This window comes from Reichenbachiella sp. MALMAid0571 (assembly GCF_040151475.1).
GTDB lineage: Bacteria > Bacteroidota > Bacteroidia > Cytophagales > Cyclobacteriaceae > CAXBNB01.
The window spans coordinates 81926-97531 of record NZ_JBDKWG010000116.1 but is presented as its reverse complement, the minus strand read 5'-3'; the positions used below and the strand labels follow the sequence as shown (position 1 = coordinate 97531).

Annotated in this window: 11 protein-coding genes; 7 read left to right on the top strand and 4 right to left on the bottom strand. The window is 38.5% G+C overall.

Annotated elements, in window-relative coordinates; genetic code table 11:
- Window positions 1-15 precede the first annotated feature (15 nt).
- The 3 genes from AAOP42_RS08050 to AAOP42_RS08040 all read right to left on the bottom strand — a co-directional run bounded on the left by AAOP42_RS08050 (window position 16) and on the right by AAOP42_RS08040 (window position 4731).
- Window positions 16-1299, bottom strand: coding sequence for a photosystem II biosynthesis protein (locus tag AAOP42_RS08050; protein WP_349527974.1), 1284 nt, complete (start codon window positions 1297-1299; stop codon window positions 16-18).
- Between the two features lie 36 nt (window positions 1300-1335).
- Window positions 1336-3600, bottom strand: a complete 2265-nt coding sequence (locus tag AAOP42_RS08045) for a ligand-binding sensor domain-containing protein (protein ID WP_349527973.1) — start codon at window positions 3598-3600, stop codon at window positions 1336-1338.
- A gap of 126 nt (window positions 3601-3726) precedes the next feature.
- The gene (locus tag AAOP42_RS08040; protein WP_349527972.1) at window positions 3727-4731 is read right to left on the bottom strand and encodes a polysaccharide deacetylase family protein; all 1005 of its coding nucleotides are present in this window, start codon (window positions 4729-4731) and stop codon (window positions 3727-3729) included.
- A gap of 455 nt (window positions 4732-5186) precedes the next feature.
- Here AAOP42_RS08040 and AAOP42_RS08035 point away from each other — a divergent pair, with 455 nt between their 5' ends.
- The 7 genes from AAOP42_RS08035 to AAOP42_RS08005 all read left to right on the top strand — a co-directional run bounded on the left by AAOP42_RS08035 (window position 5187) and on the right by AAOP42_RS08005 (window position 13747).
- Window positions 5187-6458 carry a hypothetical protein gene (locus AAOP42_RS08035; RefSeq protein WP_349527971.1) on the top strand — a complete coding sequence of 424 codons (1272 nt, stop codon included), beginning with the start codon at window positions 5187-5189 and terminating at the stop codon, window positions 6456-6458.
- Window positions 6459-6465: 7 nt separating this feature from the next.
- Complete coding sequence (locus AAOP42_RS08030) at window positions 6466-7860, top strand: PhoPQ-activated pathogenicity-related family protein (protein ID WP_349527970.1); 1395 nt, start codon at window positions 6466-6468, stop codon at window positions 7858-7860.
- Between the two features lie 77 nt (window positions 7861-7937).
- Window positions 7938-8786 (top strand): alpha/beta hydrolase family protein, encoded by an 849-nt coding sequence (locus tag AAOP42_RS08025; protein ID WP_349527969.1) that lies wholly within the window; start codon window positions 7938-7940, stop codon window positions 8784-8786.
- Window positions 8783-9625, top strand: coding sequence for a glycerophosphodiester phosphodiesterase (locus tag AAOP42_RS08020; protein ID WP_349527968.1), 843 nt, complete (start codon window positions 8783-8785; stop codon window positions 9623-9625). Before AAOP42_RS08025 ends, AAOP42_RS08020 begins: the two co-directional genes overlap by 4 nt.
- A gap of 12 nt (window positions 9626-9637) precedes the next feature.
- Complete coding sequence (locus AAOP42_RS08015; RefSeq protein WP_349527967.1) at window positions 9638-10951, top strand: CehA/McbA family metallohydrolase domain-containing protein; 1314 nt, start codon at window positions 9638-9640, stop codon at window positions 10949-10951.
- Between the two features lie 20 nt (window positions 10952-10971).
- A complete protein-coding gene (locus AAOP42_RS08010; protein WP_349527966.1) occupies window positions 10972-12738 on the top strand; it encodes a TIM-barrel domain-containing protein in 1767 nt (588 codons plus the stop codon).
- A gap of 40 nt (window positions 12739-12778) precedes the next feature.
- On the top strand, window positions 12779-13747 hold the full coding sequence (locus tag AAOP42_RS08005) for an alpha/beta hydrolase fold domain-containing protein (RefSeq protein WP_349527965.1): 969 nt from the start codon (window positions 12779-12781) through the stop codon (window positions 13745-13747).
- A gap of 197 nt (window positions 13748-13944) precedes the next feature.
- Here the strand turns inward: AAOP42_RS08005 and AAOP42_RS08000 are convergent, their stop codons facing one another.
- A complete protein-coding gene (locus AAOP42_RS08000; RefSeq protein ID WP_349527964.1) occupies window positions 13945-15600 on the bottom strand; it encodes a SusD/RagB family nutrient-binding outer membrane lipoprotein in 1656 nt (551 codons plus the stop codon).
- Between the last annotated feature and the right edge of the window lie 6 nt (window positions 15601-15606).

Below are 15606 nucleotides of genomic sequence, written 5' to 3'. Positions count from 1 at the left end.
TCCAAATGTCTGGCTTTAAAATTCAAATCTTTCATGTGCGCCTTTTAATACTTCATGAGAATTGATTGCGATCAGTGCCAGAATTCCAATAAATAGTATAACTAAAAGGAAGTTTTTTAGCCATTTATTAGTATTAATCTCATTGGATTGGAAAGTAGGAGTTAATTTGGGCAAGACCATCAGGATAATTATATAGTTGGCAAAATACAAGTATTGCTCAACACGGTAAAAACTCAAAAAAGCTCCGGTAATAAGTGTACTAAAAACCATGTACAAGGCGAAATGGCTCATAAAAAAAGTCTTCACATCCTTTTGCGAATATTGTAGTTGATGTTCTCTGGAAGCCGAATATTTCCAAACCACAAATACCGTTTGCAGCAAAATCAACGATATTGCCAGTATTTGAACAAAACAAACAATGACATCTACGTCACCTGAAGTGAGTCTTGACAGGGTGCCTTGCAATCGTTCCGTCTCAAAAGACTGATGCCATACCACAAAAGGAATAAGTAATACTACCAGTAACATGGGAACAAAATTGGATGATTTGGATTGCGCAGATTCCGACTCTTCCCATTTGGAAGTAAAAGTACCGTAAGCCATACCCAAACCGCCAAAAAAACCAAGTGAATACTCCATTACATTCCAGAAATTGAAATGGATTTCTGTAGTATTTCCCATTACTTGTAGAAAGTTGCCAAAAGCAAAACCAAACCCTCCTCCCAAACCGGCAAAAACAGCTACTCGTAAAGCCGAATAATACTTATTGTGAACAACAAACCAGGTAAGAAAAAATGCCATACCTAAACAAACTGCCCATACTTCCGACCTTGGTGGAGTCATTAACCAACTCCACTGCATAATCATAAAAAAGTAAGTAATAATACCTCCAACAGTCATTCCGATCAAAAGCTGGTACCATTTCACCTTATTCTTTTTAGAATCAGTCAATGACAAACCAAACAATCCACCACCTAAAAAACCATATAATCCACCAATGACAAACAACATCAACAGGCCATAATAGACATTGACAAAATTAGAACCTCTGCCATAACCTACAACTATGCCATAACTCATGATTCCACCCAACCCCCAGCCAATAGCGGCAGCTAAGGTGGATTTAAACAACTTACTGTACCAGTCTTGTCGATTTGCTATAAGTAAAATACACACAGCTCCTACCCCACCAGCCCATGCAGCTCCCTGCTCATGTCCAAATTGTCCGCGGATTGCCCAGGTAGTACCCAAGGTCATACCCACCACAATCAGGTTGATCAATGTCCCTTTGTTTTTCATAACTCAGTTTGAATAGTGTTTGTATAATTGATTTGTTTACTTCTCAGCCACAATTAGTTGTTGGTATCGTCCCATCCAGTAAGGAAGCAACCAATATACCGGCTCGTATTCCTCAGATGGATCACCGTCAACGGCATGATACGGATACCTGTCCCATCTGATCACCCGATATTCGCTGGGTGGCCTCAATTCATCAACTGCCAAAACTTCAAGAATGGGCCTTCGAACGATTTGCAGGTCTTCCCTTTTTCCATTGTCAATTCTCCAGTTCACTAAATCGAGCGGTGCGTCTTTTAAGAAAAAGATAGAATTGTCTAATTCGTCCTTTCCCCCTGTCAGATAGTTATATGTAAAATTGATCAATGGGCTTTTGGTTTCCTTATACTTTTGAAACCATCCTTCCATGTGCTCCTGATATTCCTTTTTAATCTCCGGATCATCTTCAAAGGAAATCAGAGTTGGGTATAGGTATAGTGTTAAATAAATATCAAAGTAAGTATTCCATGCCGGATTTGTATTGTGTAACATTTTGGCATTTTTAATATAGCCTTCTTCGTTTATGAGCTTCAAATATGCTTTCTGGTATTTTTCATCACCAGTCACTTTGTAAGTGAATTTTAAGAAGGAAAGCATTTCCAATGAATTCAATGCCCTTTCAGGAGACCATTCAGGATCATTGTTCAGAATTTCAGGCGACCATACTCCCCATTTGGTATGGGTTCCATCCACATCTACGGCATTGAAATCGTTGCGCATCAGATGATCAACTATCTTGCTTACATGATTGGCAATCCTTTTTTTCTCCTCATCATCAGCTACCAAAGTATAGTACCAATAATATCCAAAGAAGTGACCGCAAAATTCGTCACTACTGGTGTCTCCTTTCCATTTCCATTTTCCATCTTTTGTCACATGCCAGCGCACTTCCACTGGCTTTTGTCTCGGGTTTTCTATGATTTCATCTGCCAATTCATGAGGGGTATATGTCCGGTTCATATCGTGCGACCTTTCCCATGAAACAGGAATAATGGTTCTGGCGAAAAAACCGTCCATTTCAGTCACCTCCCTCAAATAATGTAAAAAATCAAATGCCTTTTTAGCTCTTTCTCTGGCCTTAGGGTCTTTGGTTGCGGCATACCTGAAAGATTCCATCGCCAGATAGTTTGAGGTAAATTCCCCGTCATTATCATCATCATCGGATACAATAGAAGACGTATCTCCCGGTACAGTCAATCTTGACCTGGCAATAATCCATGGCTTCCGGACATGACGCTTTATCAATTTATCATAGAAATAATCAGCCTTTTGTTCCAGTGTCATGTTTCGCCTTTTGATGGCACTGACACCCTCAGCTGTGGCTATCCATGCGTTTCCATTGCTGTCAAAAGCAATATCTCTTACCTCATCTGACATTAACCACCGCCTGCTCAATCTTACAGAGTACTCCTTTTTACCAGGAGTAAATCTGGTAATGCCATAGTCAGTCCCCACCCACATCCTGCCATCCGGAGCACGTTTGACCGTCCTTACCTCTGCATGAGTAATGCCGTCTTTGGGAAGCTTTTCTCCAATTTTTTGTGTTTTATTCCTAATGGTAATACCACCCAATCCAGCTACCCAAAGGTTTCCAACATCGCTATAATCCAGCCCTTTTATATATGCACTCAATGCATCTTCATTTTTCTGATATGGGGTAGTTTTTTGATCGTTACAATGAAATAACCCAACATCCGTCCCGATCCAAAGTCCTTGGTTTCCATCAGAAATTGCTGCTCTTATACTTCTTCCTGCCTTATAATCCTTTTTATTCCAGACGTTGTTTTGGAATAACCATATTCCATATGGTCCCAGCGCATAGACTCCTTCTTCCGCAACCACTACTTTAGCCAATGGAGGTTTTGGCCCTATCATTTTTTCTAATTGCCCTGAATTGTAAGAATACACACCATTCCATGTTGCCATCCAGGCAGTACCTTTCCTGTCTGATTTCACATCATAAGCCGGCCCCTGATCTATGCCCGTAACTATCAAATCCCACTCCAGGCTATTTGATTTTTTTACATAAACCCCATTTTTAGTGGCAATCCAAATATTATCATCCTGATCAGCATGAATGGCTCTAATGTCATTGGCTTTTTCTTCATTAGCATCAATAATAAATCCTTCATGATATTCCTGTACAAAAGGTACATCAACATAAAATTCACTGGCTTTATTGGCTATATCATTTTTAGTTGTTTCAATGTTATTGTTGCAAGCAAAAAGCAATATAGAAGACAAAATAAGTAAGGACTTTTTCATATAAGTTTGATGAAAAATAAACGAAACACTGTAATATCAAATCCAACGGAGAAGACTAATTCATTAGAATAATCACTTGTTGAACAAGTATTTATTGATCGAAAAATTTGATGCAATAAGGATAATCTAAGATTTGCTTTCTTTAAATCGTTTCATTATTTCTTTCCAATTGGTAAAAATGATTCCTTCATCTTTAAAAAATTGAATCAAATCCGGATCACCAAACATCTTGGCCTCCCACATACGCTGTTGCCACGAACCTGTAATGGTTTTCAGATTTTCAGTACCTTCCGAAGGGTGGAAAATAATTTCTGTTAATCCTATAGGTAATGATTGGATCAACTCTTTGAAAGCCTGTATTTTTTCCTCATAGGTTTTGGCATTGGGAGCACTGGTAAAATAATCCAATTTAGGAAGTGTATAAGCATTCATGAATTCAACTACGTCATCGGTAATAGGGTATCCTTTCTCTCTAAACCCGGCAACAACCACAGGATTGGACATATCAATGGCGTTGGCAGGAATACCATATTCCATTGCAATTTGCAGATAGGCTTTTGCATATTCCGGACTACCATAGAGAGTCCCCATGTGTGTGTCTATATGATCCGGCCTATATCCCAATGAAATAGATTTTTCAATTTGAGCACGCACTTCATTTGCCACTTCCTCTACCGTAGCATGTTGTACTACCTCTTCTACCGACCGCCAAAGTTTTCCTTCTTCATCAATCAAACCAGGCACTTCCGCTACAGGTAAAACGGACGGCCATCTGTACGTTTTCCATTCACTAGTTAAGGCAAGGTGAAGCCCCATATCTATTTCAGGGTGTTCTATTGCCCACTCAATGATCTCTTCAAAATATGGACAAGGAGGCATGGCAGCAGCAGACTGAATATACCCTTCCAGCAAATTCCTCTTGGCCGATATATTTGCCTCTTCACACATACCTATGTCATCAGCGTGTAACATAATAACTTTTTTACCCGCCGGGTATCCTAATTTTTCAGCCCAATTAGCCGGCTTAACTACAGCCTCTGATGTTTCATTTTCAACAACCTGCTTTTGTTTCTTTTGGCTACAAGAAGCCATCATAAATATTGATACTATAAGAGATAATAATGTTTTCATAATTGTCGTAGTTTTGGTTAATGATTAAGCCTGTTTTTTACAGTTTACTTACTGTAAGTTTAATCAAAATACGTCTAATCGTCAGACATTTGCACCACCAAAATCAAGGATTTTTACAGCAAAATGAAATTAGCCAATATACCATATTAAGATGTTAACAATCAATATGTTATATTTATAATATTTAAACATTTTGCATAGTATTATGGGAAGTGGATTGAGACATAATTTAATGCATTAAAATGAAGCATATTTTCATTTAACAGTTCACTTACGATAAATTTTCACTTTATATTACAAGAGCTTTGTCAGATGATACCGGGCATTGAAATTATTAAATTACAATACTCTAAAGTGATACTTTTTAGTAGTAGTTTTTTGATAAACTACTGTGATTTGAACATACTCAAGTTGAGAAACAATAATTAATACGGACAACATACAACCACTTAAAAATGAACAAGAAAAAAATTTGTATTTTACTATTTTCGATTTTAATCAGTCAATTTTCTTTTGCCCAAAACTTCAAAGCAGGAGCTGCATTAAGGGTAATTACACCTAACCCATTACTACCTGTCTCAGGAGGTATTGGTACACCCAAACAAGTATCTGAAAACAAAGGGGATTTATATGTAAGGGCACTGGTATTGGAAAAAGGAGGCACAAGAGTTGCCATTGTTGGGATAGACAATCTTGGATGGCCGGCTGCCCTTGGCGACCAGTCAAGAAAACTGATCAAAGGTATTTTACCTGAAAATATCCTGATTGGAGCAACTCACACTCACAGCGCACCGGATGCTTATGGTTTTCCTAATGAAAAGGGAGAAGTACTGGCTGACTTTAAATATTTAGAATGGTGTGTTAAACAAATGGCTGATGCCGTAAATGAAGCAGTAAAAAACCTGGAACCTGCTACTTTAAAGATTGCAGTAGGAGAAGCTAAAGGACAAATCGCCTACAACTATTATGCACCCGACCTCTACGATCCCAGGTGTGGTGTAATTCAAGCCATTGGCACTTCTGGTAAAAATAAAGACAAAGTGATTTCAACTTTGGTGAATTATGCAGTACATCCTGAGGTAGTAGGATCCGGAAGAGGAATCCTCACTCCGGACTTATGTGGTCCTTTGTATGATAGAATAGAATCTAAAGCTGGAGGCATTGCCGTGTTTATGAATGGAGCACAGGGAGGAATGGTCACTGCTGACAACCGAAGGCCAGAAGGAGAAGAAGCCAATGATTGGCAGGAGTGCCAGCGTATTGGTGAATTACTGGCTGATCAGGCTCTGTCTATTATCGAATCGGCAGAACCACAGGAAAATCCTGATTTATTATCGGTTTCTAAAACAGTGGAATTTCCGGTTGAATCAGAACTAATGCGGATGATACTGGATCACGCTTCAATGGATATTAAAATATCAAAAGACTATATCATCCAAACTAAGGTAAATCTTCTAAACATAGGAACAGCTCAAATTCTAACAATTCCCGGAGAAGCACTTCCTAACATTGGGTATTACCTTAAGAGAAAAATGAAAACTGAAAATCCGTTTTTATTCGGTCTTACCAATGACGCATTTGGATATATCCTTACCAAGGAAGATTTCAACAGCTTTGACAGATATAAATATGTCAGCAGAACCAGTTTAGGAGAAATGACAGGTGAAATATATATTCAAGAAGCACTTAAATTAATTCAGGAAAATCCTGGCACATTAAACCATTAATTATAAAATGAAAACCAAAAAACTATTTTTATCCCTTGCAATTGCATCGTGCTTACTTTACAGTCAATGTTCAACGAAAAAAGAAAAAGCGGAAGAAGTAAAAATTGACGTACCCGTAACTGCAGAAACAGCACTTCAGAGTTACCTCAACAATGATGATAAATCATATAAATGGGAAGTATTGGAGTCATACCCGATTGAAGGTATGCCCATAACTGCCTACGACCTCAAACTTACCTCTCAAAAATGGAGAGAACATGTATGGAAACACCAATTAACTATTTTGGTTCCGGAAGTGATAGAACATGATGGAGGATTGCTTTTTATTACAGGTGGATCGGTTAAAGATGGAGAACCAAATTTATCTAAACAGACAGACGAAACCGCTGCTGCGTTCGGAGTGATAGCAGCCAAAAACAAGGCTATTTGCGCCATCATCAGACAAACTCCAAATCAACCGCTTTATGACGGCCTGGTTGAAGATCAGCTCATTTCATTCACACTTCACAATTTTAAAAATGATGGAGATTATACCTGGCCGTTGTTGTTTCCAATGGTAAAAACAGCAGTAAGATCTATGGATGCCATACAGGAATTTGCTGAGCAAAAGTTGGAAACCAAAATCAATCGGTTTGTTGTGTCAGGAGCATCTAAACGTGGATGGACAACCTGGCTTACAGGTGCCAATGATGCCAGAGTTGAGGCTATTGCCCCTATGGTCATTGACGTACTCAATATGCCTGTCAGTCTTAACTATCAGATAGAAGTCTGGAAGGAATACAGCATCCAAATTGAAGATTATGTGAAATTGGAAATCCCTCAGCAGGTACATACAGAAGCTGGTGACGCCATCACTAAAATGGTGGATCCGTATTCTTATAGAGAAAAACTTACCATGCCAAAAATGATTATTATCGGCACGATAGATGAATACTGGCCGGTAGATGCAATCAAAAACTATATTGACAGTATTCCGGGACAAAACTTTATTCAATATGTGCCCAATGCTGGTCACGGCTTAGGTGACAAGACCCAGGCACTTCAGTCGGTAAGTTCTTTTTTCAGTAACACTCTTCTGAAAAAACCATATCCGGTTTGCGGTTGGAAAATAAATGAAGAAAATTCCAAAATAAACCTGACCGCCATTGCTTCACCTGACCAACTGAAAGGTGCTTTGATATGGAGTGCCGACTCGGAAGACAGGGACTTCAGGGATGAGGAATGGACAAGCCAGGATTTGTCTGTTTCAAACATAGAAAACGTAGAAACCAGTGTTGACTACCCTAAATCAGGGTTCAAAGCATTTTATATTGATTTAAAATACACAGATCCAAATGGCGAAGGATATGTAGAAAGTACCAGGATGTTTGTGGCAGACAGTGTAAAAGTCTATGTCCATTAATTGGCAGCACTTTGGTTTAGACCAGATAAAATCATCTAATTCTTATGATGTTTAGAAGTATAATTCTATGTGCTTTAATGGTAAATTTTATTTCCTGCATATCCAAACAGGAAATATCTGTATTGAAATACTATAACTATGATTTCTCCCTTCCATTGGAAGATTCCACTAAATTGATAGCAGATTCAACCGATTACAAATTGTATGAAATAGGCTACACAAGCGTCCACAATAAAAGGGTGGATGCTTTGTTGACGATTCCAAAAAGCGAAGAAGAACCATTACCTGTGGTCATCCTGCTTCATGGATTGGGAGATAAAAAGACAGTGGACTATATCGAATTTGGACATCAATATTTGGTTGACCGTGGATATGCAGTATTACGGATTGATATTGCCAACCACGGGGTGAGGAAAGAAAAAGATTATGATTTCAACCTTACGGATGGTTACCGCTATTGGACCAGAGACATCATCACCCAAACTGTTTTTGATTTGAGAAGATCTATCGACCTTTTACAAACCAGAGATGATGTTGATGCCAATAGAATAGGTTATTACGGAATAAGCTTGGGAGGGATTATCGGAACAATATTTTGCGGAGTAGATGACAGGGTAAAAGCCCCTGTCATTGCTTTGGCAGGCGGCAACCTCAGCCTGATGTTTGGACTGGATGCACTTACTGAAGACACCAAAGACTTCTTTAGTATCATCGATCCAATCAATTTTGTGGAAAACATCCAGCCCAGACCATTTTTAATGATCAATTCAGAAAACGACGAAATCATCTCTCCAATCACAAGTAAATTACTTTTCAGCAGAGCGAACGAACCAAAGGATATTAAATGGTATCCTTCCAAACACCGGGATTTACCAATAGATAAAGCCTTTGGTGACGGAGTAGAATGGTACAAGCAATACCTATGATAAGAAGAATAAAAAAAACGAAAAATGGTTTATTGACTGCTTTGCTCTTTGTACTAACCAGCAGTTATACAAGTTACGCACAAAACAAATTACCAATACCAAAAAACGGCAACACTTATGTTATTGCGCACAGAGGAGTTCACAATGGAATTCCTGAAAACACATTAGCTGCCTATCAAAAAGCGATTGACCTTGGATGTGACTTTGTAGAAATAGATGTCAGAACTACAAAAGACAATAAGTTTGTCAGTGTACACAATTCAACCATTGATGCTTACGTGGATAACAAAACCGGAAAAGTAAGGGATTTTACTTTAAAGGAATTACTCAAATTAGATTTGGGCAAAAAAATAGGAAAGGAATGGAAAAAGGCCAGAATTCCTACGTTTCAACAGATATTAAAACTTTGTCAGGGAAAAATAGGCATCTATCTGGACTTGAAAGATGCTGATCCCAAGGCTTTAATAGACATTATCAAGAGGTACAAAATGGAAGAAAGCACCGTATGGTATTTACCGGCATCAGCCGGAAAATTGCTTATGGATATTAAAACCAATTGTCCTAAGTGCCTGATCATGCCAGATCCGGGAAAGGAAGAAAACATCAAACAGGTCTTGGAAATATTCGATCCCAAATTTCTGGCAAGTGATATGGGCAACATTTCAAATTCTTATATTGAACAAGCACATACAAGTCAGATCAAAGTGTTTGTAGATGACGATGAAGATAATCCTGATAAATGGCAAGAAGAGTGGAAAACACTCATCGATATGAAAGTTGACGGCATCCAAACTGACCAACCTGAAGCTCTTATCTCATTTATAAAAAGTATGAATTAACCAATCCTAATTATGAAAATAAAGATTTTAAATCTGATCAAATACATTTTATTTTCATTGCTGACACTCCTATTGATCATAATATTAAAATTTGTCAGTCCTGGTATTTGGAATTATTTTGTAACATATCCAAAACTGGAAAAGGAAATCACAGATTTCAGGTTAAAGTACAAAAAAACAACACAATACATTCCTCTCCAGTCTCACAAAGGAGTACTGCACTCCCACTCTTACTGGTCGCACGATAGCAGAGGTCTGCTGCCAGAAATACTCGCAGCAGCAAAAAAAGCAGAGCTTGAATTCATTTTCCTCTCTGATCATCCCCACGGAAAACTGGACGTTTACCCCCGTGGGTTTCACGGCAAGTTCGATGGTGTCATCATTGAGTCGGGTACAGAGTACAGTTCCGGATTTATGATCAACCCGTTTGACAGTACGGTTTTAGATTGGAAAAATGGTGAAACTAAAATCATTCACGATGTAGTAACCAATGGGGGACTTGCGACTTATGTGCACTCAGAAAAGCCTCATCCCTGGGACAATCCTGATTATCATGCTATGGAAATCTACAACATCCATACTGACGTTTTGGATGAAAATGGCATTAGCTCTCTTTTAATTAACAATGCCATCAATGGTGGCAAATATATGAACTGGTGCTACAGGGAGTTTTATGATGACCAAACTAAAATCCATTCCCTTTGGGATTCTTTGAATCAAAATCGAAGGATAGTAGGCGTAGGAGCCGTAGATGCCCACAACAACCACAACTTCAGGGCAAGATACCTGGAAAATGGATTGGTAGAATGGGTTGGGCCGAATGCCGACACCATTTCCATAAAAGAGGAAAATTGGATGGATAAGTTGCTATTAGGTAAGCCCGATGAATATGGATGGGCATTCAGGTGGGATTTAGATTCTTATTTCGATTCTTTCAATCACGTAAGTAATCAGGTTTTTTGTGATACATTTTCCAATGTGAACATTAAAGACAACATCATCAAAGGCCACCTGTTTGTATCCTTCGAAAGCCTGGCTAAGGCTCAGGGATTTCAATATTTTTCTACAGATGAAAACAACAGTGTTACCGCTATTTTGGGTGATTCGGTTTTAGTTCAAAATGCTCCAAAACTAAAAGCATTCTCTCCCTATCCCGTTAAGTTTCAGCTATTCAAAAACGGTTTAATAGTAGATGAAAAAGAAAATGTGTATGACTATGAATTCCCTACTAACAATCAACCGGGAAATTACAGGATCACAGCTAGTATTTATTTTGACGACAAATGGACAACATGGGTATTGACCAACCCTATCTATATCTATTAAACCTATAAACAAGCAAAACCATGCTTAAGAAAATTGCAAAATACCTGGTCATCACTTGTGTGCTCTTACTCATATTGGCATACTTCTATTTGGTTTATCCATTTTGGGGAATACCATTCAACAAACAAAGGCATGGCAATCCACCATTAACACCTGAGTGGGCTTTGGAATGCTGGCTCTGGGAAGATGACGTAAACACAGCAGAATATGTAGATGAATTATTGTCAGGATATGCTGAGCATGACATTCCTGTGAGGACGATCATTCTTGACAGCCCGTGGAGTTATAGGTACAACGATTTTGACATTGACACCACACTCTATCCAAATCCTGATCGATGGTTTAAAAAAATGGAGGATAATGGCTACCGGGTAGTACTTTGGATGACATCTATGGTCAACAGCTACAACAAAGGGTTGAAGCTCGAAAAATCTGAAGACTGGTACACTCAGGCTAAAAGTAATGGGTATCTGGCTAATGACGGAAAAGAAAATAAATGGTGGAAAGGCAAGGGTGGCTTTATAGATTATTCCAATCCTGAAGCTATGAAATGGTGGCGTGGCATGCAGCAACGGGTTTTTGACCTGGGAATAGATGGCTGGAAACTTGACGGTGCAGCAACATTATTTTGGAAGAAACTAGGGCCTCTCCCGCTTTTCTACAATCAGACAGCATCAGGGTGGATGACCACCCGCAAATACATGGATCATTATTACAGAGATGAATACAATCATGGTCTTTCTCAAAACCCTGAATTTATTACATTGTCCAGAGCCATGGACAGGGGTTTTCACCCTGAAGGTTTTTCCCCTATCGACGCATCACCCGTCAACTGGGTTGGTGATCAGGAACATAAGTGGGTCACAAATGAAATGATCGTAGAAGATGAAGAGAAAGTGGATATTGCCATGAAAGGTGTGCAAGGATTTGAATCTGCCATAGACAACACTCTTAAAAGTGCTGAACTGGGCTACAGCATAATTGGTTCAGATGTTGCTGGTTTTTCTGGCAGCAATATTCCACCCAGATTATACATCAGATGGGCTCAATTTTCAACATTTTGTGGTTTGTTTTTAAATGGAGGACATGGAGAACGCAGGTTATGGAAAAGAAGCAAAGAAGAACTTGACATCATTCGTGAATATTCATGGTTACATACAGAGCTAATCCCTTACATGTACCATTATGTAGTTACAGCCAATCAAGGAGGCACCAGACTTCAAACTCCCAAAGAAGGAAAATACCATTACATGTTCGGAGACAATCTTTTGATCGCCCCAATTTATAAAGATGATCTGGAAAATGAAGTCTATCTTCCTGATGGGAAATGGAGATACTGGTTTGACAACACCAAAATCATAGAAGGATCAGCTACACTAAAAATGGAGTTTCCATTAGATGAGTATCCTATTTTCATAAAAGAGGGTTCAATTATACCTATGAATATCAAAAGATCTTACACAGGAATTGGAAATCCGAAAGATGAAGGTTATTTGACTTTCTTAGTTTACCCCGACCAAGACCAAAACTCTTTTGAGGTTTTCCGAGAAAAATCAATTAGCACTACCCTCAAATATTCAAATAAAGAAGATATTATAAACATTGATCTATTGGGTGAAAAATGCCCTCACATATTGAATATTGCCATGGCCAAAAAACCAGTAAAAGTGGAATTAGATAACATCTCTCTAACTGAAAATACAGATTACAATTATTATCCGACAAAAAAGAAATTGATAATAAAAACCAGTGAGTATGAAGCTGGGAATTACAAAATCACCATGTAATTTATAACATAAAAAGACTTTATAACAAACCCATATATCTATGAAATTCAAAGTAATAATTTTAAATTTTGCTTGGCTGATTTTCTTATTCAGTTGTAGTAAAAAAACAACTGATCCAAACAGAACACTAGAAGCTCCGTCCGGGTACATGAACGAAACTTTCTTGAAAATTTCTTACGCTTTAGGAATGCTCGATCTGATAGAAGCAAAACCAGCGGTTCCTGATGACATTCTGGAAATAAAAAATATTGAATACAAGAAAATAGATACCATTTCGCTTCAATTAGATATATACAAAGCTAAAAAACAACAAGAACCAGCTCCTGTTATGATTTTCATCCATGGAGGAGCATGGAAATCCGGAAAAAGGTCTGATTACCTGAGTTATTTGATTGATTATGCAAGGAAAGGATATGTTACTGTCACGGTCTCTTACAGATTAGCAAAAGTGGCAAAGTTTCCTGCAGCGGTTCAGGATGTCAACTGTGCAGTCCAATGGGTTAGAGATCATGCTCATGAATATAATATTGATGCTGACAAAATGGTATTGATTGGTGGTTCTGCCGGAGGACACTTATCTATGATGGCAGGCTATGCAGAAGATGAGCCTATGTTCAATGAAGGTTGTTATGCGCAAAATTCCGCAAAAGTAAAAGCAGTAATTAACCTATATGGTGTGGCTGATCTTACCACCCCTGAATCTAAAATCAGAAAAGAGCCCTTAAATTTTATAGGAGCGAAATATGATGAAAAACCTGAAATGTACAAAATGGCTTCTCCGAGATTTTTTATTACTTCAGACGACCCTCCTACTTTAACATTTCATGGCACTATTGATTCAATCGTTCCGGTTAGTCAATCAGACTCTCTGGATATATGGCTTAAAAAAGCAGGGGTACCACATGATTATCACAGATTAAAAGGATGGCCTCATACAATGGATTTGTCTGCCAAGGTAAATGAATATTGTCAATTTTATATTGATCAGTTTCTTGACAAACATCTATAACTTTCATACTGTAATGTGATAAAAAAAGAGACTGTCTCAAAAGGATTAAGCAGTTGCCGGACTTGTTCCGGCATCCCTTTGGAAACGCAGCAATGGCTGTATCCTAGAATACCTGTCTGACGACAGTCAGGAATCTGGGAATCATTTGACTTTTGAGACAGCCTCTTTTTTTTGATTCTACTTATATTTTATAAATCTTACCAGGGCTTTCCTGTTCCTTGTATAATCCATGGTTTTGACCATGCACTATTCTGAGGATCAGCTCCATTAAATGTAGTTTTTTCCAAATTTGCAATGGCGGCTTCTGCATTACTCTGGTTATAAAACTCCTCATCCAATGGGTAATAGAATTTAACAGGTATCGCATCTCTTTTAACCCACTGACCTGTCTGTAAATCCGGTAAGCCTGTTCTACGGTAATCAAACCAAGACTCAGCAGCATGGGCCCAAGAAGATATCCATTTTTGATTGATAATCTGTGCCTGGGTAGCATCATAAGCCACACCTGTTTCAGTCATATAGTCATCATATTCATCTCCTATGCCCCATGCTTCAAAGGAAGCTTGAATACCCGCATTATAGTATTCTTCAGCATTACCAATCCATCCGTTAAGTGCAGCTTCTGCCAAAATAAAATTGACTTCAGCCGCAGTGATTAATCTGGCTTTCAGGTTGTCCCCGGAAGCTTCAGTGAATTGAGCATTCACCCAGGAAACGTGTGGATTAGTTGATGCCTGATTCAAATCTGGACTCATATTAAATGCTGAAGGGGTCTGTAGAGCTGCAGGTGGCATCCCCACAAAATCAGTACTTGTATTCAAAGGAATACCAAAATCAGCTTCATAATCATCCACAAGATTTCTGGATACATAACGAATGCCGTCAGTTATTTCATCAGTACTATTTTCATCCTCATTTACTTCAATAGGAATCTCAACTCTTGCAGCCCATTGATCCAACCTTGGATCATTTAACAACTTCATGGCATCTACCAATGTAGCACACATCTTCACTCTCCTGAAATCAGATCCACCTCCTGTATCGAATACATAGTTTTTAGGCCATGAATTAGATGAGTTGGCTCCTACATAATCCATATTGGCATCATCATTAGCAGAAGTAATAATAGGATATGTTGTAGGATCTCCTACTATTTTGGCTATACCAGTCTGAGCAGTCCCTGGATCTTTCACGGACAATCTCATGTAATACCTCAAAGCCAGTGAATTGGCAAACTTTCTCCACTTGGAAGGGCTACCTTCATATATTATATCCTGAGTTTTATTAATGTAATTGTATTCACTTACACTTTTTGACAACAGGGTATTGGCAGTTTCCAAATCAGCAAAAATTCCATTAAGAATATCCTGCTGACGGTCAAACTTAGGTTCTCTATAAGCATCATCATCTCCTAATAGTGCTTCTGAATATGGTGCATCACCATACAAATCTGTAATGAGGCCAAATACATAAGATTTCATTACCAGCCCCACACCCATAGCAAACTCATAACCCAATGCCTCTGATTTCAAAAACATATCCTGGTTGTTACCTAAAATCCTGTAATAACCATTCCATCCCTGGCTGGATGATGTCCATTCGTAAGAATTATGACTTCCTCCCCATCCATCCTTTTGGGTATGTTGCATTACGCCTGCTAAGTCTCCATAGCCCAAATTGACTACTGAAGTACCTGCTCCACTCAATACAGTAGCCATCAATAGATAGGGATCTGTATCCTCAGGATCTGGCCCATTGGGGTTGATATTCAATTCATCTAAGTCTTTACATGAAAACACCATTGTTAACATCAAGCCTACTACAATTAATATTTTATTTTTTATGAAATACATGATCAT